General features: G+C 64.6%; 17 protein-coding genes. 12 read left to right on the forward strand and 5 right to left on the reverse strand.

What is annotated here, in order from left to right:
- Window positions 1-189 precede the first annotated feature (189 nt).
- The 3 genes from panB (at window position 190) to IG171_RS02350 (ending at window position 3,775) form a co-directional block, all read left to right on the forward strand.
- Window positions 190-1,131 (forward strand): 3-methyl-2-oxobutanoate hydroxymethyltransferase, encoded by a 942-nt coding sequence (panB, locus tag IG171_RS02340; protein ID WP_212129608.1) that lies wholly within the window; start codon window positions 190-192, stop codon window positions 1,129-1,131.
- Window positions 1,131-2,042: a pantoate--beta-alanine ligase gene (panC, locus tag IG171_RS02345; RefSeq protein ID WP_212129609.1), complete on the forward strand. Its 912-nt coding sequence runs from the start codon at window positions 1,131-1,133 to the stop codon at window positions 2,040-2,042. Before panB ends, panC begins: the two co-directional genes overlap by 1 nt.
- A gap of 302 nt (window positions 2,043-2,344) precedes the next feature.
- Entirely contained in the window at window positions 2,345-3,775 is a 1,431-nt protein-coding gene (locus IG171_RS02350; RefSeq protein WP_212129611.1) for a mechanosensitive ion channel, read from the forward strand.
- A 275-nt stretch (window positions 3,776-4,050) separates the two neighbouring features.
- Here IG171_RS02350 and IG171_RS02355 read toward each other — a convergent pair whose 3' ends face one another.
- On the reverse strand, window positions 4,051-4,911 hold the full coding sequence (locus IG171_RS02355) for a LysE family translocator (protein WP_249203980.1): 861 nt from the start codon (window positions 4,909-4,911) through the stop codon (window positions 4,051-4,053).
- Window positions 4,912-5,045: 134 nt separating this feature from the next.
- Between IG171_RS02355 and IG171_RS02360 the strand changes: the two genes are divergently transcribed.
- The 8 genes from IG171_RS02360 to IG171_RS02395 all read left to right on the forward strand — a co-directional run bounded on the left by IG171_RS02360 (window position 5,046) and on the right by IG171_RS02395 (window position 12,660).
- The gene (locus IG171_RS02360; RefSeq protein ID WP_212129614.1) at window positions 5,046-5,960 is read left to right on the forward strand and encodes a LysR family transcriptional regulator; all 915 of its coding nucleotides are present in this window, start codon (window positions 5,046-5,048) and stop codon (window positions 5,958-5,960) included.
- A 106-nt stretch (window positions 5,961-6,066) separates the two neighbouring features.
- Entirely contained in the window at window positions 6,067-7,200 is a 1,134-nt protein-coding gene (locus IG171_RS02365; RefSeq protein WP_212129615.1) for a GuaB3 family IMP dehydrogenase-related protein, read from the forward strand.
- A gap of 10 nt (window positions 7,201-7,210) precedes the next feature.
- The gene (locus IG171_RS02370) at window positions 7,211-8,224 is read left to right on the forward strand and encodes an SURF1 family protein (RefSeq protein ID WP_249203981.1); all 1,014 of its coding nucleotides are present in this window, start codon (window positions 7,211-7,213) and stop codon (window positions 8,222-8,224) included.
- A 2-nt stretch (window positions 8,225-8,226) separates the two neighbouring features.
- On the forward strand, window positions 8,227-8,664 hold the full coding sequence (locus IG171_RS02375) for a DUF3817 domain-containing protein (protein ID WP_212129616.1): 438 nt from the start codon (window positions 8,227-8,229) through the stop codon (window positions 8,662-8,664).
- 157 nt (window positions 8,665-8,821) lie between these two features.
- Entirely contained in the window at window positions 8,822-10,402 is a 1,581-nt protein-coding gene (gene guaA / locus IG171_RS02380) for a glutamine-hydrolyzing GMP synthase (RefSeq protein ID WP_212129617.1), read from the forward strand.
- 157 nt (window positions 10,403-10,559) lie between these two features.
- Window positions 10,560-11,198 (forward strand): biotin transporter BioY, encoded by a 639-nt coding sequence (locus tag IG171_RS02385; RefSeq protein WP_212129618.1) that lies wholly within the window; start codon window positions 10,560-10,562, stop codon window positions 11,196-11,198.
- On the forward strand, window positions 11,198-11,923 hold the full coding sequence (locus IG171_RS02390; RefSeq protein ID WP_212129619.1) for an ABC transporter ATP-binding protein: 726 nt from the start codon (window positions 11,198-11,200) through the stop codon (window positions 11,921-11,923). Before IG171_RS02385 ends, IG171_RS02390 begins: the two co-directional genes overlap by 1 nt.
- On the forward strand, window positions 11,920-12,660 hold the full coding sequence (locus tag IG171_RS02395) for an energy-coupling factor transporter transmembrane protein EcfT (RefSeq protein WP_249203982.1): 741 nt from the start codon (window positions 11,920-11,922) through the stop codon (window positions 12,658-12,660). The genes IG171_RS02390 and IG171_RS02395 overlap by 4 nt, the downstream gene beginning before the upstream one ends.
- Window positions 12,661-13,524: 864 nt before the next feature.
- Here IG171_RS02395 and IG171_RS02400 read toward each other — a convergent pair.
- From IG171_RS02400 to IG171_RS02415, 4 genes are all read right to left on the reverse strand, one after another.
- Window positions 13,525-14,949 carry an IS1380 family transposase gene (locus IG171_RS02400; RefSeq protein ID WP_135542801.1) on the reverse strand — a complete coding sequence of 475 codons (1,425 nt, stop codon included), beginning with the start codon at window positions 14,947-14,949 and terminating at the stop codon, window positions 13,525-13,527.
- Window positions 14,950-15,066: 117 nt separating this feature from the next.
- Complete coding sequence (locus IG171_RS02405) at window positions 15,067-15,648, reverse strand: hypothetical protein (RefSeq protein WP_212129621.1); 582 nt, start codon at window positions 15,646-15,648, stop codon at window positions 15,067-15,069.
- Between the two features lie 76 nt (window positions 15,649-15,724).
- On the reverse strand, window positions 15,725-17,149 hold the full coding sequence (locus tag IG171_RS02410; protein WP_135542801.1) for an IS1380 family transposase: 1,425 nt from the start codon (window positions 17,147-17,149) through the stop codon (window positions 15,725-15,727).
- Window positions 17,150-17,266: 117 nt separating this feature from the next.
- Window positions 17,267-17,902 carry a hypothetical protein gene (locus IG171_RS02415; protein WP_212129623.1) on the reverse strand — a complete coding sequence of 212 codons (636 nt, stop codon included), beginning with the start codon at window positions 17,900-17,902 and terminating at the stop codon, window positions 17,267-17,269.
- A 64-nt stretch (window positions 17,903-17,966) separates the two neighbouring features.
- Here IG171_RS02415 and IG171_RS02420 point away from each other — a divergent pair, with 64 nt between their 5' ends.
- On the forward strand, window positions 17,967-19,361 hold the full coding sequence (locus IG171_RS02420; protein ID WP_249204272.1) for an IS1380 family transposase: 1,395 nt from the start codon (window positions 17,967-17,969) through the stop codon (window positions 19,359-19,361).
- Window positions 19,362-19,488: the final 127 nt, after the last annotated feature.

A 19,488-nucleotide genomic window follows, 5' to 3' on the forward strand; every position in this document is an offset into this window, starting at 1 on the left:
CGAAGGGCCGATGGCGGAGTCGGTATGGGCGGGGGTGCGCGGGATGTTCTAGGCTGGAGTCTGGCTCGCAATCCGAGTCGATGCGCACTGCGGTGGGCGCCCGTGAAGGGATCAGCTGCTTCCGACCGGAGCACAGGTCCCGACCCGCCCGCACCTGCACCGACGACATCGAACCACCGAAGGATTCCCATGCCCGATGCGGCACATCTGAACCAGACAGCACCAGCGGACCCGACGTCGAGCTCGACGCCGAATACCGCCGAGGAGACGCCCCCGTACGGCGGACAGGCGACCGGCGCGGCGCCCGGCGGCGCGAAGGCTCATGCGGCCCCGCCTCGGCGGGTGCGCACCCTCGACCTCATCAAGGCCAAGGCCGAGGGCCGGCGCTGGGCGATGCTGACCAGCTACGACCAGTACACGGCCGCGCTGTTCGAGAAGGCCGGGGTCGAGGCCCTGCTCGTCGGCGATTCGGCGGCGAACAACGTCTACGGCCACGCCACGACCCTGCCGGTGACCGTGGACGAGCTCATCCCGCTGGCCCGCGCGGTCGCCTCGGCGACGTCACGGGCGCTCATCGTCGCGGACCTGCCCTTCGGCAGCTACGAGATCTCCGACGAACAGGCCGCGGCCACGGCCGTGCGGTTCATGAAGGAAGCCGGCGTCCACGCGGTCAAACTCGAGGGCGGGGCGCGGATGGCCTCCCGGATCAAGGCGATCACCTCGGCGGGAATCCCCGTCATGGCCCATATCGGCTTCACCCCGCAGGCCGAGCACAACCTCGGCGGGTACAAGGTCCAAGGCCGCGGTGAGGCCGGGGCCGCACTGCTCGACGATGCTCGGGCCGTCGCCGAGGCCGGTGCGTTCTCCGTGGTCATGGAGATGGTCCCCTCCGGCCTGGCCGGGCAGGTCACGTCCGAGCTGTCGATTCCGACCGTGGGCATCGGCGCGGGGGCCGAAACCGACGCTCAAGTCCTCGTCTGGCAGGACATGGCCGGGCTGACCACGGGCCGTCCTCCGCGCTTCGTCAAACGCTACGCCGATCTGCATTCCGTGCTCACCGAGGCCGTCGGGACCTATGTCGACGAGGTCAAGTCTGGGGTCTTCCCCGAACCGGAGCGGGGCTTCGACTGATGGAGGTCGGAGGCATCCAGGCGCTGCGTCGGTGGCGGGCGCGGCAGTCGGGACGAGTGGGCCTCGTGCCGACGATGGGCGCCCTGCACTCGGGACACCAGGCGCTCATGACCCGCGCCCGGGCCGAGTCCGATCTGGTCGTGACCTCGATCTTCGTCAATCCGCTGCAGTTCGGTGCCGATGAGGACTTCGTTCAGTACCCGCGCCCGATCGCGTCCGACCTGGCCAAGTGCGAAGAAGCCGGAGTCGACTTCGTCTTCGCACCGGCGCTGGGGGAGATGTACCCCTCGGCGCCCGAGGTCAGGGTCGTGGCCGGGCGGATGGGTGCGGTCTTCGAAGGTGAGGCCCGGCCCGGGCACTTCGACGGTGTGCTCACGGTCGTGGCCAAGCTGTTCAATCTGATCAAACCCGATGTCACGGTGTTCGGACTCAAGGACATCCAGCAGTTCTGCCTGGTCAAGCGCATGATCGCCGACCTCGACTTCGATATTGAGATCATCGGACTGCCGGTGGTGCGTGACGCCGATGGCCTGGCGATGTCGAGCCGCAACGAGTACCTCTCACCGTCGGATCGGGAGCGGGCCCTTGCGATTCCGCGGGCCCTCGATGCCGCCGCCGAGGTGGCCGCGGGAGGGGTCCGGGAAGGGGCCGCCTCGGGAGGGGCCGACTCGGGGGAGGCCGTCGTCGAGTCGGTTGCGGACGGCGTCCTGCCCGAGGCGATCGAGTCGGCTGCGCGTGCGGTGCTCGAGTCGGCGGCCGAGCGCGGGGAGCTGGACATCATCTACCTCAGCCTCGTCGATGCGTCGACCCTGCGGCCCTGTCCGGCCGACTTCCGGGGCTCGGCGCTGCTGCTCGTCTCCGCCACCGTCGGCGGCACCCACCTGATCGACAACCTGCCGCTGGAATTCTGAGATCCACCGGGCGGCAGGATCTCGCCCCGCCGGCCGAATTCCCCCGGTGACGGGGCGCCGACCGATCCCCGAACACACGGGGAACCGCCTTGGTATGGAATTGTGATGGGTATATTAACTTTCTGTTAGCCCCCTGAAATATTCGTATGCCAACGAATCCTCTATTTCTTGACAATTGTGGTTTCGGGAATTCGGCGGCAATTGCGAAACCCTTGTTCTGAATGTCCGCTGAGAATAGACTCCCAATCAGCAAAGCGAAAAAACGCCTTGTCAATTCGCTGTAGCCGAAGGAGAGAAGCGACATGCAAAGCCAAGACCTATGGTCGGTCCTGACGAAGGTCGGACTGGCAATCGTCATTCTCATTGTCACCTGGATCCTCGCCGCCATCGTCAAATGGGCGATCGGCAAACTCGTCACCAAGATTCCCGCTCTTCAGCGCGATGGCAGCAATGGACAGCAGATCGGAAAATCGGTCGGACAGATCGCCGGACTGATCATCTGGCTGCTCGGACTCATCGCTGTTCTCCAGCTCTTCGAACTCGATCAGGTCCTCACTCCGCTGCAGGGTCTGCTCGACGGAATCTTCGGATTCCTGCCCAACATCATCGGCGCCGGTTTCATCTTCTTCATCGGCTTCGTGTTCGCGAAGATCGCCAAGCAGCTCATCCAGACGGCCCTCGGGGCCGTGGACCTGACCAAGCTCACGGCGAAGTTCCGTTCGCTGGGCGATAAGGCCACCGGCGTCGTCGACGACTCGATGGGCGGCGGCCGGCCGCAGGCCGATGTCGCCGCACAGCAGACGGCCCAGGGCCAGCAGGGCATACCCCCGCAGCAGGCCCCGAACGCCGCTGCCGAGACGAATGCGAAGATCTCGAATCTCATCGGCAACCTCGTCTTCGGGATCATCATCATCGTGGTGGCGATCGCGGCACTGCAGGTGCTCGGGATCAAGGCGATCTCCGATCCTGCCCAGCAGATGCTGCAGATCTTCCTCAACGCGATCCCGCTCATCATCGCCGCCGGCATCCTGCTGGCCATCGGCTTCGTCATCGCGAAGTTCCTCGGCAATCTGCTCGAGCAGATCCTCGAGGGCATCGGCACCGACAAGGCCATCAACGAGATCGGCATCGTGCCCGAGGGCACGAGCGCCTCGAACGTGATCACGCGGATCGTCCAGGTCGCGATCATGATCTTCTTCGCGATCATGGCCACGCGGATGCTCGGCTTCCCCGAGATCACGAACATCCTCAACGAGATCCTCGACCTCGGCGGCAGCGTCCTGTTCGGAGCCGCGATCATCGCCGCCGGCTTCCTCATCGCCGCGCTCATCGGCAAGTTCATCACGAACAGCCTCGCGTCGAAGGTGCTGCGCTACTCGGCGATCGCACTGTTCATCGCCATGGGCCTGCGCTATATGGGGCTGGCCGACTCGATCATCAACCTCGCCTTCGGCGCGGTGGTCATCGGCGGTGCCGCGGCAGCGGCCCTGGCCTTCGGCCTCGGCGGTCGGGACGCGGCCGCGAGAATGCTCGGCAAGGTCGACCTCGACGAGGCCGCGGGTGCCGCGAACACCGGCGGCGACTCCGGTGCGACCGGCGGTGACGGCCCCGGTGCGACCGGCGGTGGTGTTAGCACCTCCGGTGCCTCGAACAGCGGCCCGGGTGCGACAGGCGGCCCGGACACGCCTGGCACGAACGGAGGGGCCGCCTCGGCGGGTGATCCTCAGAACTGACGCACTGAACCGCTCCGCGACCGGCACCTGAGACCGGGCGTGCCAAGGGGTGGGGGCGTCGGCAAGATCTCGACGCCCCCACCCTTAGTCCTCCCTTGCTCACGGGGATCGGACGTCTCGGTCCGAAGCGTGGGCGGGCGGTCACGCTCCGTTTGTGGTCAATGCACCGAGGAGATTCCGCCGATTTCGCGGATCCACCTCGGCGGATCGACCACAAACCGCGGATGAGAGGGGCGGGACTGAGCTCGGGATGCCATGCTTCAGACGCGGTCGCCTCAGATCGGGATCACGATGACGGCGATGCCGATGATCAGGAGGATGACCGCCGAGGCGGCTTCGATGAAGAAGTCGGCGCTGCGGTGGGCCATCGCGGAGGCCGCCAGGCTCGCCGTCAGCGCCAGGACGATCTGATAGGCCAGCAGCACTCCGAGGACGACGGCGATGAGCAGAGCGTAGTCGACGCCGGTCGGCGACGCCGGGACCAGCGTCGGCAGGATGGCCAGGAAGAACAGTCCGACCTTCGGGTTGCTCAGGGACGAGAGGATCCCGCGGCGGTAGGACACGATCGATCGCAAGTGGCCCCACGAGTTCGATTCCATGGCCGTGGCGATCTCACTGACCGGTCCTGCGACGACATCGCCGTTCGGTTCGGCAGCCGATGCCGACGACTGCGCCGATGCAGCCGCCCCCGATGCCGACGCGGCCGAGTGCGCCGATGCCGACTGCACCGATGCCGACGCGGCCGAGTGCGCCGATGCCGACTGCACCGATGCCGACGACTGCGCCGATGTAGCCGCCCCCGGCGCCGACGACTGCGCTGACGGCGTGGACGCTGACGGGCTGCGACGGAGCAGGACCGCCTGCCTGGCGGCGAGGACCCCGAGGAAGCACAGGTAGAGCCCGCCGACGATCTTGAGCACCTGCACCGCCGCCGGGTAGACGGTCAGCAGCGCGGAGACCCCCGTCAATGCGAGCACCATCCAGATGACGGTGCCGGTGGCCGTGCCGAGCGCATAGACCAACCCGGCCCTCCGCCGCAGTGAGGACAGGCGGATCGTGAGGATCGTCTCGGGCCCGGGCGTGACCGCAAGAGCGGCAGCGGCACCGGTGATGGTGAGGATCTCGGGACCGGTCACGGCTCTCCTTCGAAAGAATCGGGCGGGATGGGGCAGCTCCTCCATTCTGGACGCCGATACCGATCGGGAAAAGCAATGGATTGCGAATGATCATCAGGCACGGCCGAATGATGGCCATCGGCTAGGCTGAGCCCATGTGGGACCTCAACCGGCTCCGGGTCTGGCGCGCCGTCGTGGCCACCGGCTCCGTGGTCGCGGCCGCGAAGAACCTCAACTACACGCCGGCGACGATCAGTCAGCACATCACCACCTTGCAGAAGAGCGTCGGCGCACCCCTGTACCACCGGTCCGGGCGCGGCATCGAGATCACCGAGTTCGGCAAGCGCCTGGCCGAGGACTCCGGGGAGGTCTTCGCCTCCGTGGCCAAACTCGATGAACTCGTCGACAGCTTCAACACCGTCAGCCGGCCCCGCATGCGCATCGCCGCCTTCGCCTCCTTCAGCGCCCGCCTGCTGCCGGGCATCATCGAATCCGTGGCCGGTGACCATCCGAACCTGCGCTTCGACATCCAGCTGAACGAACCGGCGAGGAGCCGTCGCAGCCACTGCCTCATCGAGATCCGCAGCGAAGTCCCGCAGGACGGGGAGACCCACCTGCCGGAGATGACGCGAGTGGGCCTGTTCGACGACGAATACCGAGTCGTCGTCTCCGATCGCCACGAGTTCGCCGGACGTGAGTCCGTGCCGTTCAAGGACCTCGAGGACCAGCCGTGGGTCGACTACGACCTGTGGTCGGGTCCCACCAGCCGGGTCGTCGACCTCGCCTGCGCCGCGGCCGGTTTCGAACGCCGGAACTTCGCGGCCTCCGAGGACGACCATGCGGCTCTGGCGCTCGTGTCCTCCGATCTCGCGATCACCGTGCTGCCGCGGCTGTCGACGCTGCAGCTGCCGCCCGGGCTCGTCGCCGTGGCCCTCACCGATCCCGAGCCGGTCCGGCGCGTGGTCATGCACGTGCGTGAGCGAGACGCCCACCTGCCGCATGTGCGGGCCTTCGCCACCGCCGCCGAGGCGGTCGTCGCCGACTACCTCGCCCGCACCGCGGCCGTGTGACAGCAGTCTTCTGCCAGGGGAGACCAGCTCTTCTGCCAGGGGAGACCAGACGTTCCTCATAGTGGGCTGAGACCAGTGGAGAACGGTGGTGGGATAGGCTGTTGGGGTGAGTTCTGAAATCGAGATCGGCAAAGGCAAGCGCGGTCGTCGCGCCTATTCTCTCGACGATATCGCCATCGTCCCTGCTCGACGCACCCGCGACCCCGAAGACGTGTCCCTGAAGTGGCAGATCGACGCCTATCAGTTCGACCTGCCCTTCATCGGCGCGCCCATGGACTCGGCCATGTCGCCGGAGACCGTGATCGCCCTCGGCCGCTTCGGCGGACTCGGCGTGCTCGACCTCGAGGGGCTCTGGACCCGTTACGAGGATCCGACCCCGCTGCTGGCCGAGATCGCCCAACTGCCCTCGGAGATGGCCACCTCCCGGATGCAGGAGCTCTACTCCGCTCCCATCCAGGCCGAGCTCATCACCGCCCGCCTCGAGCAGATCCGAGAGGCCGGAGTCACCGTCGCCGGCGCCCTGACCCCGCAGCGGACCCAGGAGTTCTACAAGACCGTCGTCGATGCCGGTGTCGACATCTTCGTCATCCGCGGCACCACGGTCTCGGCCGAGCACGTCTCGACGCACACCGAACCGCTCAACCTCAAGCAGTTCATCTACGAACTCGATGTGCCCGTCATCGTCGGCGGCGCGGCCACCTACACCGCGGCCCTGCACCTCATGCGCACCGGCGCCGCCGGAGTCCTGGTCGGCTTCGGCGGGGGAGCGGCGGCCACGACGCGCAGAACCCTGGGCATCCACGCTCCGATGGCCACGGCCGTGGCCGATGTCCACGCCGCCCGCCGTGACTACATGGACGAATCCGGCGGTCGCTACGTCCACGTCATCGCCGATGGCGGACTGGGCACGAGCGGCGAGATCGTCAAGGCCTTCGGCGTCGGCGCCGACGCCGTCATGCTCGGCACCGCACTGGCTCGGGCGACCGAGGCCCCCGGTCGCGGGATGCACTGGGGCGCCGAGGCCCACCACCCGCAGCTGCCGCGCGGCCACCGAGTGGAACTGGGCACCGTCGGCAGCCTCGAGCAGGTGCTCTTCGGTCCCGGACGCACCGCGATCGGCGAACTCAACCTCGTCGGCGCCCTGCGTCGGGCCCTGGCCACGACCGGCTACCTCGACCTCAAGGAATTCCAACGCGTCGACGTCACTGTCTCGCCCTACCAGTCCGGCTCGGTGGTCTGATCTGTTCCGCTTGGCGCTGACCCCCAAGTGGTTGGGGTCCCTGCTGTTGGTGCTGGTGCTCGTGACCTGCTTCGTCGGTCTCTCCGCGTGGCAGGTCGACCGGGCGCAGCACAAGAACGACGTCGCGGAGTCCGCCAGCGTCGACGAGCTCAAGGACTTCAACGACGTCATGGACGCCCAGGCCCCGATGCCCGGGATCCTCGCCGATCAGCGGGTCAGCCTGAGCGGACACTGGCTGCCCGACGACCAGGTCGTCGTTCCCGGACGCGTCCAGGACGATGACTCGGGGTACTGGGTGGTCACGATGTTCGCCCCGGACGGGGCCCACCTCGGCGAGGGGGTCGAAGCGGCGAACGCGGATGAGAAGACGATCGCGATCCCCGTCGTCCGTGGTTTCACCACCGACGAGGAACTGGCCATGAACTCCCGCGCCGAGGAGGGCCAGGTCTCCCTCACCGCCCGGATCGGACCCATCGAGGGCCCGCAGCCGGGCAACGATCTGCCCGACGGGCAGGTGCGCACGGTCTCGACTTCGCAGCTGATCAACATGTTCCCCGATCTGCTCACCTACTCCGGGTTCCTCATCCCCGAGGAGGCCACGGGTGCGGCCGCCTCGGTCGGCACCGATGGGCTGGCCCAGGTCCCCACGACGACGACCCGCGACGAGGGCGGATTCGACCTGCAGTCGGCCGCGTACGCCGTCGAATGGCTGATCTTCGCGGCCATGGCCCTCTATATGTGGTTCCAGCTGCTGCGCGACGACTATATGCGCCGCCGCCTCGGCGAGGATTCCCAGGATTCGGAGAAGCCCGTCGAGTATGTTGTCGTCAAGGCGGCGGGCTCCTCGTCCATCGACCCCGAGGTGATGTCGGGCCTGACCGGACTGCCGGCCCACCGCCACGGTGGGAAGAAGCCGGCGAAGAAGAATCGCGCTGTCGGATCCGATGGCGGGGCCTCGACGGGAACCGGCGGTCGCCGGACAGACAGATCAGACACCGATAGCAGCACGACCGGAGGAAACTGAGCGTGAGTGAAGAACACGAGTCCTTGGACTCCCGCCCCGACTTCGATGAGTCAGATGTGTGGAGCGTCAAGCGCTTCACCTCGGCCCGCAATGCGCTGAAGTTCTACCGAGTGATGGCCTTCATCACCGGTACGATGCTGCTCATCCTCACGGCCGAGATGATCTACAAGTACCTCATCGCCGCGGATTCGGAGACCGCCTTGACCTTCGGCGACTTCAACCTCGCCGCGGCCATCGCCATCTGCCACGGCTGGTGCTACGTCGTCTACCTCATCGGCTGCTTCTGGCTCAACCAGCAGATGCGCTGGAGCCTCGGCCGCTACGTCATCCTCGCGCTGGCCGGCGTCGTGCCCGTGATGTCGTTCATCCTCGAACGCCGCATCCACCGTCAGGTCGACGCCGAACTCGAGGCCGCCGTCGTCGTCGCCCCCAAGAGCTGACGCGGCGAGCGCGGTTCCCGTCGCCGAGGCGGGGAATCGAACCGTCTTCGTGGCGGGGTGGGCGAGCGGTCCGTCGCCGAGGCGGAAGGGCGAACCGTCGCCGAGGCGGCGAAGCCCTGAATTCGGGAGGCACGCGGCCGATGCTTAGAATTGGATCATGACGCAAACCCAGAGCACGCAGGTGCCCCCTGTCCTCGTCGTCGATTTCGGCGCCCAGTACGCCCAGCTCATCGCCCGCCGCATCCGCGAGGCCGGCCTGTACTCGGAGATCATCGCCCACGACGCCCCGGCGTCCGAATTCGCGGCGAAGAACCCGCTGGCCATCGTGCTCTCCGGCGGACCCTCGAGCGTCAATGACGAGGCCGCACCGAACTTCGACACGAGCGTGTTCGACCTCGGTGTGCCGACTATGGGCATCTGCTACGGCTTCCAGCTGATGTCGGTCAGCCTCGGCGGTCGCGTGGCGAAGACGGACAAGCGCGAATACGGATCGACCCCGCTGTCGGTCACCGACACGGGCTCGCTGCTGGCCGAGACCCCGAGCGACTACAAGGTGTGGATGTCCCATGGGGACTCCGTCGCCGAGGCACCGGCCGGCTTCGACGTGCTCGCCTCCACCCCCGACACTCCCGTGGCCGCCTTCGAATGCCCGGCCAAGCGCTTCGCCGGCGTGCAGTGGCATCCCGAGGTCCTCCACTCCGAGCACGGGCAGAAGATCCTCGAGAACTTCCTGTACAACGTCGCCGGCCTCGAAGCCGATTGGACGAACGCCTCGGTCATCGACGAACAGGTCGAGCTCATCCGCGCCCGCGTGGGACAGAAGAAGGTCATCTGCGCCCTGTCCGGAGGCGTCGACTCCTCGGTGGCCGCCGCCCTTGTGCACAAGGCCATCGGCGACCAGCTCACCTGCGTCTTCGTCGACCACGGCCTGCTGCGTGAGAACGAACGGGCCCAGGTCGAGCAGGACTACGTCGCCTCGATCGGCGTCCGCCTGGTCACCGTGGACGCGCGGGAGCAGTTCCTGTCACAGCTGTCCGGCGTCACCGACCCGGAGGAGAAGCGCAAGCTCATCGGCCGCGAGTTCATCCGCACCTTCGAGACCGCCGCCGCCGACCTCGTGCTCGAGGCCCAGGACGAGGGCGAGGAGATCGCCTTCCTCGTCCAGGGCACCCTGTACCCCGATGTCGTCGAGTCCGGCGGCGGATCCGGGACGGCGAACATCAAGAGCCACCACAACGTCGGCGGCCTGCCCGATGACATCCAGTTCGAACTCATCGAACCGCTGCGCGCCCTGTTCAAGGACGAGGTCCGGGCCATCGGCCGCGAGCTCGGCGTGCCCGAGGCGATCGTGTCCCGTCAGCCCTTCCCCGGCCCCGGCCTGGGCATCCGCATCATCGGCGAGGTCACCGAGGAGCGTCTGAACATCCTCCGCCGCGCCGACGCCATCGCCCGCGCCGAGCTGACGAAGGCCGGCCTCGACGGGGAGATCTGGCAGTGCCCGGTCGTGCTCCTGGCCGATGTGCGCTCCGTGGGCGTCCAGGGCGACGGCCGCACCTACGGTCACCCCGTGGTGCTGCGCCCTGTCTCGAGCGAGGATGCGATGACCGCCGATTGGACGCGCATTCCCTATGACGTCCTCTCCACCATCTCCAACCGCATCACCAACGAGGTCGACGACATCAACCGGGTCGTCCTCGACGTGACCTCGAAGCCGCCGGGAACCATCGAATGGGAGTGATCGTCGGCCCGTGAGGCCCACGGGCAGTGCCGAGGCGACCGCCGGATGCCCCCGAATTCAGTTCCTGAACAGTGTTCAGCTACAGTGGTGGGGTACCCGGGGTCGCCTCGGGTGCATCCGGAATCGGACCGGATGGATCACGAACTATGGAGTACTCATGACTCAGGCACACAGCACCGCCTCGGCGGGTCTCACCCGTCCCCGCTCCGCCGGTCGCGCCGGCGATATCGCCCTCATCGCGGTCTTCGCCGCCATGCTCGCAGCCTTCGCGATGATGCCACCGGTCCCCGTCGGCCCCGCGGGTGTGCCGATCACTCTCCAGACCTTCGCGATCGCCCTGTGCGGAATGGTGCTCGGGCCGTGGCGGGGCGCCGGGGCGACCCTGCTCTACGTGCTCCTCGGTCTGCTCGGACTGCCGATCTTCTCCGGTATGAACGGCGGCATCGGCGTGCTCGCCGGACCGAGCGCCGGTTACATCCTCTCGTTCACCCTCTACGCCATGGCCGCGGGATTCATCGCCCGCTGGGCCGTGCGCCGCTTCGGAGGGCTGAAGCTCGGGGCGGCCCTGTTCCTCGGCGGATTCGCCGGCAGCCTGGTGCTCAACCACCCGCTGGGAATCCTCGGCATGTCGATCAACGCCGATCTGCCGCTGGGCGTCGCCGCCGTCGCCGACCTCGCCTACTGGCCCGGCGACATCATCAAGAACATCCTCGCCGCCTCGGTCGCGGTCCTCATCCACCGGGCGTTTCCCGATGTCCTCCGCCGCCGCGGAGTCAGCGTGGAGACCGTGAAGTGATGCGTGAGATCCGACTGAGCGACGTCGGCGTCGGCGTCGTCGACGACGGTCCCGACGGTGACGTCGTCCGGCCGATCCTCCAGGACATCAGCTTCACGCTGAGCGAGGACATCGTCGCCGTCATCGGCGCCAACGGCTCGGGCAAATCGACGCTTCTGCAGCTGTTCAACGGCCTGGTCACAGCGAATGCGGGACAGGTCCTCGTCGACGGATTCGACCCTGCCCGGCAGCCGGCGAAGGTGCGGTCACGGGTCGGGTTCGTCTTCACCGACCCCGCCGCGCAGCTGGTCATGCCGACCCCGATCGAGGACATCGAACTGTCCCTGCGCAAATCCGTGCCGAAGGCCGAGCGCAGAACCGTGGCACTGGCCGTCCTCGAGGAGCTCGGCATCGCCGATCTGGCCGAACGCAGCGTCTACGAACTCTCCGGCGGCCAGCGTCAGCTCGTGGCTCTGGCCGCGGTGCTCGCCGTCGACCCGCAGATCCTCGTCCTCGACGAACCGACCACGCTGCTCGACCTGCGCAACCGGGAACGGCTGCGCGTGCACCTGCGCCAGCTCGTGGACCGGCGCGGGGTGCGCATCATCCTCACCACCCATGACCTCGAGTTCGCCCATCTGGCCCAGCGGGCGCTCGTCGTCGAAGGCGGACGCATCGTCTGCGATGCCACCCCCGCCGAGGCGGTGGAGAACTACCGAGACCTCATCATGAGCGATACGCAATGAGCGGGCATTCCCACGGTTCCGATGAAAGCGCGGGCATCGGCGGGGCCGCTGGTCACGAAGTCGGCAGGGCCGCTGGCAGCCTCGGAGGCCCCGCCTCGTCGCCGTGGCGGACGAACGCCGGGATCAAACCGCGCCCGCAGCTCTTCGGCAAGGTCGCGCCCACCCGCGGATGGCTGCACTCGGTCCCGACCGGGGTGAAGCTCGCACTCATTGCGGCGATCGGCATCGTCGCGCTCATCTTCCGCGATCCCGTGATCAACTGGTCGATGTTCGTCGTCCTCCTCGTCATCGGTTTCACGGCCCGGCTGCGGCTCTCGTACTTCCTGCGCACGTGGCTCTATGTCGCCGTGCTGGTGGCCATCGTCATGACGCTGCAGTTCTTCTTCGGCTCCCTGCAGGCAGGACTGGCGGTCGGCGGCACCGTGTTCGCCTGCGTGCAGGCTGCGCTGCTGCTGACTCTGACGTCCACGGTCGCGCAGCTGCTCGACACCTTCACTGTGCTGGTGAGCCCGCTGCGCTTCTTCGGGGTCAGCACCGAGGCGATCGCCCTGACTGCGAGCCTCATGGTGCGCGCGATCTCGCACATCTCGGGACTGCTGGGGGAGGCCGAGCGGGCTGCCCGCGCCCGTGGTCTCGACTCGAGCATCAAGGCCCGGGTGGTGCCGGCGATCCTGCGCTCGGTGAAGTACGCGCAGGATACGGGGCGGGCACTTGAGGCCCGCGGCATCGTGGACTGAACTGTCGCGAGAGTGGCCGACGGGGCCTATTGTCAAGCCCACGTATCTGAAAATCAGAGACCTCTCTCTACCAGGATCCACACTCCCCGGTTAAGAAGCGACCGATCGTGCGGCTCGCCGTCTGACATAAAGGACAACCCCGATGAGCAGCAAGGCTGCCCCAATTACCAGCGATACGGTGTCCGCGATCAGAAGGGTTTGCTGAGTATCCGACCAGCCGGCCTCCTTTGAGCTCACGTCACAGTGCACGGTCGGGGGAAGGGACGACACCTCGTATCCGAACCCGACTTCTTGAGGAACATCAGACGGAATCTCCGGGCACCACTCGGGTTCAACGGAGCCGCGTTTTCTCAGTGAGTACCCCAAAGCCCACGTGTGAATGAGGGAGATCAACACCAGAACTATCCCCGCCAACCACAGGTAAAGTGGCCCGGTCCACCGGCCCTGCTTGATCATCATCGTGGCAAACCAGCCGGCCTCTTGATCGCATTAGCGGACCAACTGAAGTAGGTTGGCGTCTTCCACTTCCTGTTCTTGTTCAAGAGGAGCATGTCTGAGTCCCCACCCATCTTGGCCTCGGGCCACTTCCCGACAAGTCCCATGCAGTCAGTTTCTGCCTTGTCCTCCGCCTCACAGTTATACGCAACAAAGCTGGACGCCGCGGAGATATGGCTCCACGCTTCATTCCCCTTAGCCTTGATCCACCGATCGGTATGGGAGCCGTGGTGTGAATCCGGTTCCCGCAAAATGTCGACAAATGGGCAGGGAACATCGTCCCGGTCTCTCACCAGTCTGATTCCACTTTTCAGTTCCCGTAGGCCTCCTCCCCGGGCCCCGGTCTTCACGCCCGCTCGGGCTGATCGGTCATGTCAACGCACGTTGGGGAGGGCTCAACGCGGCCTGCCACAAACGAGCGAATTCCTCGGCCCATGGCCAGTCTCTGGGCAGATTCAGGATCAATCTCCTCGCTCGGTGGGCAATCCGGGCCGGGACGAGGATGATACGCGTCCTCAGTGTTTGTGCACGCGCCTTGCTCATTCGGCCACCCATGAGCCCAGCAGCTGCCCGCAGTAGGTTATGAGTCATCGCCGCGATCGTCACCCACGCTGCGTTGGCATCGAAGGCCCCTGAGGGCATATGCGCCAGTGCACCGTTTTTCAATTCCGCATTGATCTGCTCGATGATTGCGTGCTTCCGGTGGATCTGGTCCGCCAGAACAGTGTCGAAGCGCTCCTGATCGAGGGTGGTGAAGAAGGCGTGGTATCGGTACAAGTCGAATAACGGGTCCTGCCCGGCAGACCGCTTCTTCTCGTTGAGCTCGGGGACTCGTCGCACGATCAACCGGCCTGGCACCTGCAGAGCCTTCTTCTTCGACGTGAACGCGGTAAAGGCGACTTCAGCGACTTCAGCCTTGCTGATCCACGTTTTGGTCTCTTCGTCGAAGATCGCTTCCGGGTACTGGATGCCGGTCCACGCATCATCGTCGATGGTGGAGATCGCTGTTTTGACCTTCTTGTCCATACGCACCGTCACCGACACCTCGGCCCCAGCACCGCGGGCGGCTTTGGTCATTGTCGACGAGTAGTAGGCGGAATCAGCACGCACCAGCACCGGGGCCTGACCGGAATTGATGCGTCGAGTGGTGGCCAGGGCGTCAGAGACGAACTTGTCGGCACCCCGAGCTGATGAGGTAGAGCCCTTCCGGAGACGCTGACCGACGATGACCTGACTGGAGGTGCTTGTCGATGCAGTCGCCAAGAGCGCGTTGAGTCCCCGACTGCCTTGATACCCGAATCCGGCTCCTTGTTTCCTTGCGGAATGGACGTCGATGACGGTGTCGTCGACGTCAACGAAGACCATTGACGACTGCGGTGTTGTCGGACTGGTGGCCAGCAGGCGTATGTGCTGGTCGAAGCCGGTCAGAAGACGGGCGCTGATGGCATCGAGCTGTCTGACGTGGCCGAAGGAGAACGAGCGCAGAAACGATCCCAAAGTCGATGGGGCGTAGACACGGTCGAAGAGTCTGTTCATGCCGCCGTGGCGCAGGATGTTCATATCATCGATCGAATCGGCGCCGGCGGCCATGCCCGCGATCAGGGTGGACAGTTTCGCGCCCGGGTTCGCGCCCTTATCGGCTCCGGTCGTCGTCACGGTCAAACGCTGCTCGGCGAGGTCGAGCAGGCCTGCCTGGTGGGCCAGACGCATGATCGGGACCAGGCCGGTAGGACTGACGAGGTTCGTGTCGTTGAAGGAGTAGGACGCTGCCGTGGGTGTGTGATTGAATAGCACCTGAGAGGTGCCCCTTTCTTGAACGGGAATGTTGACGTTAGACATCATCATTTTCCCAGTTCAGGAGGGGCATTTCCATTTCACACGCGGCTTTGAACAGCTACCCGCATCGGTGGATCAAGGCTTAGGGACCGCCATGGTAACGGTTAGGCTTTGGTGAATTTTCGTATCGAGAACAGTTTCATCCCAGCGAGGCAACGTTTTCGGCTTGTCAAACCCTACACCGATACCACCTTGGCTGCACGGATCGCTCCAGTGGTTGTTATCCAGGTACGGTTCCAGCTTTGCTTCGGCAGATGAGTTCTTCTTGTTGTTGAACAGGTAGGCGATTGTGGTCCCGTGCAGGCCAGCATCTGCCCAGAACTTCTCGTCTGTTCCCTTAGGGCACGCCGGCCGTTGAATGGTATCGGAGAGCTTGTAGTTGTGCTGGTATAGCTCGACTTCCAGACCCCAATCGTCGGGGGCGTTTTTGATGTCACTCTTGTCCATCCACTGGATGTCGTAGGTTACTTTTCTCCTACCGTTCACATCATCGTCTGTCCGGAAGGCAACGTTATTGGGGTGAGCATTAGTCTCAGCGGGCACGCCATCGGCTTGGGGCTTAACCTTGATCCACCGATCGGTATGGGAGCCGTGGTGTGAATCCGGTTCCCGCAAAATGTCGACAAATGGGCAGGGAACATCGTCCCGGTCTCTCACCAGTCTGATTCCACTTTTCAGTTCCCGTAGGCCTCCTCCCCGGGCCCCGGTCTTCACGCCCGCTCGGGCTGATCGGTCATGTCAACGCACGTTGGGGAGGGCTCAACGCGGCCTGCCACAAACGAGCGAATTCCTCGGCCCATGGCCAGTCTCTGGGCAGATTCAGGATCAATCTCCTCGCTCGGTGGGCAATCCGGGCCGGGACGAGGATGATACGCGTCCTCAGTGTTTGTGCACGCGCCTTGCTCATTCGGCCACCCATGAGCCCAGCAGCTGCCCGCAGTAGGTTATGAGTCATCGCCGCGATCGTCACCCACGCTGCGTTGGCATCGAAGGCCCCTGAGGGCATATGCGCCAGTGCACCGTTTTTCAATTCCGCATTGATCTGCTCGATGATTGCGTGCTTCCGGTGGATCTGGTCCGCCAGAACAGTGTCGAAGCGCTCCTGATCGAGGGTGGTGAAGAAGGCGTGGTATCGGTACAAGTCGAATAACGGGTCCTGCCCGGCAGACCGCTTCTTCTCGTTGAGCTCGGGGACTCGTCGCACGATCAACCGGCCTGGCACCTGCAGAGCCTTCTTCTTCGACGTGAACGCGGTAAAGGCGACTTCAGCGACTTCAGCCTTGCTGATCCACGTTTTGGTCTCTTCGTCGAAGATCGCTTCCGGGTACTGGATGCCGGTCCACGCATCATCGTCGATGGTGGAGATCGCTGTTTTGACCTTCTTGTCCATACGCACCGTCACCGACACCTCGGCCCCAGCACCGCGGGCGGCTTTGGTCATTGTCGACGAGTAGTAGGCGGAATCAGCACGCACCAGCACCGGGGCCTGACCGGAATTGATGCGTCGAGTGGTGGCCAGGGCGTCAGAGACGAACTTGTCGGCACCCCGAGCTGATGAGGTAGAGCCCTTCCGGAGACGCTGACCGACGATGACCTGACTGGAGGTGCTTGTCGATGCAGTCGCCAAGAGCGCGTTGAGTCCCCGACTGCCTTGATACCCGAATCCGGCTCCTTGTTTCCTTGCGGAATGGACGTCGATGACGGTGTCGTCGACGTCAACGAAGACCATTGACGACTGCGGTGTTGTCGGACTGGTGGCCAGCAGGCGTATGTGCTGGTCGAAGCCGGTCAGAAGACGGGCGCTGATGGCATCGAGCTGTCTGACGTGGCCGAAGGAGAACGAGCGCAGAAACGATCCCAAAGTCGATGGGGCGTAGACACGGTCGAAGAGTCTGTTCATGCCGCCGTGGCGCAGGATGTTCATATCATCGATCGAATCGGCGCCGGCGGCCATGCCCGCGATCAGGGTGGACAGTTTCGCGCCCGGGTTCGCGCCCTTATCGGCTCCGGTCGTCGTCACGGTCAAACGCTGCTCGGCGAGGTCGAGCAGGCCTGCCTGGTGGGCCAGACGCATGATCGGGACCAGGCCGGTAGGACTGACGAGGTTCGTGTCGTTGAAGGAGTAGGACGCTGCCGTGGGTGTGTGATTGAATAGCACCTGAGAGGTGCCCCTTTCTTGAACGGGAATGTTGACGTTAGACATCATCATTTTCCCAGTTCAGGAGGGGCATTTCCATTTCACACGCGGCTTTGAACAGCTACCCGCATCGGTGGATCAAGGCTTAAGGTTGTGTGACCGCGCAGCACCTTTAGAGTCCTCGACCCCGTCTCGGATCTGCGAAATGTCATCACTGGTGGGTTTGGTTTCGTCTAGGCCGGCGAAGGCTTTCTGCACTTGGTCGCGATTCGTGGTGGCAGAGTTGTGAGCAGACGCGGACGGGGAGTTCTTCGTCTTCTGGCCATCCTTCTTCGGCGGGTAGATGACCTCAAGCGAGCTGACGACTGCACTGGTTCCCGTCAGGTTCTTAATCTGAGACTGGAGTGACTCAGCGTTCTTCGACGCGCTGAGGCTGGGGTCGTACTGGTAGAGCCCGCCGCCGTTTCCTACGAGAAGTTCCGCGGACAGAATGTGAATCTCACGCTTGTCTGCTTCCTTGAGCGTTTCAGCCACATCAACGCTATGGTCCAGTTCGATCTTCTCTGTTTCGACGCTCTGGGGTCGGGCTGGGTAGTACTGAGCTATATCGTTCGTGTCCGCCTGGGCTGGCGACGCCACTAGTGAACCTGACCCCAGGAGAACCGCAAGTGCGCTGCCCGTAGCTAAACCTTGATCCACCGATGCAAGTAGCTGGATCAAGCCGCGTATGAAATGGAAATGCCCCCTCTGAACTGGGAAAATGGTGATGTTCAAAGTCAACCAATCCCGCCCAGAAAGGGGCACCTCTCAGGTGCTATTCAATCACACCCCCACGGCTGTGTCCCACTCCTTCGACGATAGGAATCTCACCGCCGCCACCGGGCTGGTCCCGATCATGACACTGGCCCAGAACGCCGGCCTGCCAGACCTCGCCGAAGACCGTCTGACCGTGACGACGACCGGGGCTGACAAGGGCGCGAACCCGGCCCCGAAACTGGCCACTCTCATCGCGGGAATGGCTGCCGGGGCCGACTCGATCGATGACATGAACATCCTCCGCCACGGCGGCATGAAACACCTTTTCGACCGCGTCTACGCTCCCTCGACCCTGGGGTCGTTCCTGCGTTCGTTCGCCTTCGGCCACGTCCGGCAACTCGATGCGATCTCCTCCCGTTTTCTGACTAACCTCAACGCGCACACACCGCTGCTGCCCACGAACCAGGACAGTGCACAGGCGTCAATGATCTTCGTCGATGTCGACGACACCGTCATCGACGTCCATTCCGCGAAAAAGCAGGGAGCCGGGTTCGGCTACCAAGGCAGTCGTGGACTCAACGCACTGTTAGCGACCGCGTCGACGCGCGACTCCAGCCAGATCATTGTCGGCCAGCGTCTGCGCAAGGGCTCAACCTCCTCAGCCCGGGGTGCTGACAAATTCGTCTCTGACGCCCTGGCCACCACAACCCGAATCGACTCTGGCACTTCGGTGTTGGTGCGCGCTGATTCGGCATACTACTCATCAGGCGTAGTCAAAGCCGCCCAAGACGGCGGGGCGGATGTGTCGATCACGGTGCGGATGGACAAAAGAGTCAAAGCAGCGATCGGGGCGATCCGCGACGACGCATGGACGGGCATCGAATACCCTGAAGCGATCTACGACGAGGAGACCGGGGCATGGATTTCGAAGGCCGAAGTCGCTGAGGTCCCGTTCACCGCGTTCACCTCGAAGAAAAAGGCACTGCAAACGACGGGGCGTTTGGTGGTCCGCCGTATCCCTGAACTCAACGAAACTAAACGCATGAGTGGGCAAGACCCATTGTTTGACTTGTTCCGGTATCACGCGTTCTTCACCACCGTCGACCGGACTCGTTTCGACACTGTTGCTGCTGATCACACGCATCGCAAGCACGCGATCATCGAACAGATCAATGCGGAGCTGAAGAACGGTGCTCTGGCGCATATGCCCTCCGGGGTGTTCAACGCCAACGCCGCGTGGGTGACGATAGCGGCGATCACTCACAACCTGCTACGGGCTGTTGCCGGACTCATCGGTGGACGGATGAGCAAAGTCCGCGCTCCGACGCTGCGGACACGGATCATCAGCATTCCGGCTCGGATAGCTCATCGGGCCAGGAAACTGATTATGCATCTGCCCTCGAAGTGGCCGTGGGCAGATGAATTCTCACGACTCTGGCAAGCAGCGTTGAGCCCACCAAGGACAGCATTGTCCTGACCGATTCGCTCTTGCTTCGAGCACGATGCCGCGGGGTCTGGAGGAGACCTTCGGAAACTTTTGTGGAAGAGACTGGTGAGAGACCGGGGCAATGTCTCCTGCCCGCTCACCGATTCCGCGCTCGAAT

This window comes from Brevibacterium sp. SMBL_HHYL_HB1, from assembly GCF_018208375.1.
Classification (GTDB): domain Bacteria; phylum Actinomycetota; class Actinomycetes; order Actinomycetales; family Brevibacteriaceae; genus Brevibacterium; species Brevibacterium intestinavium.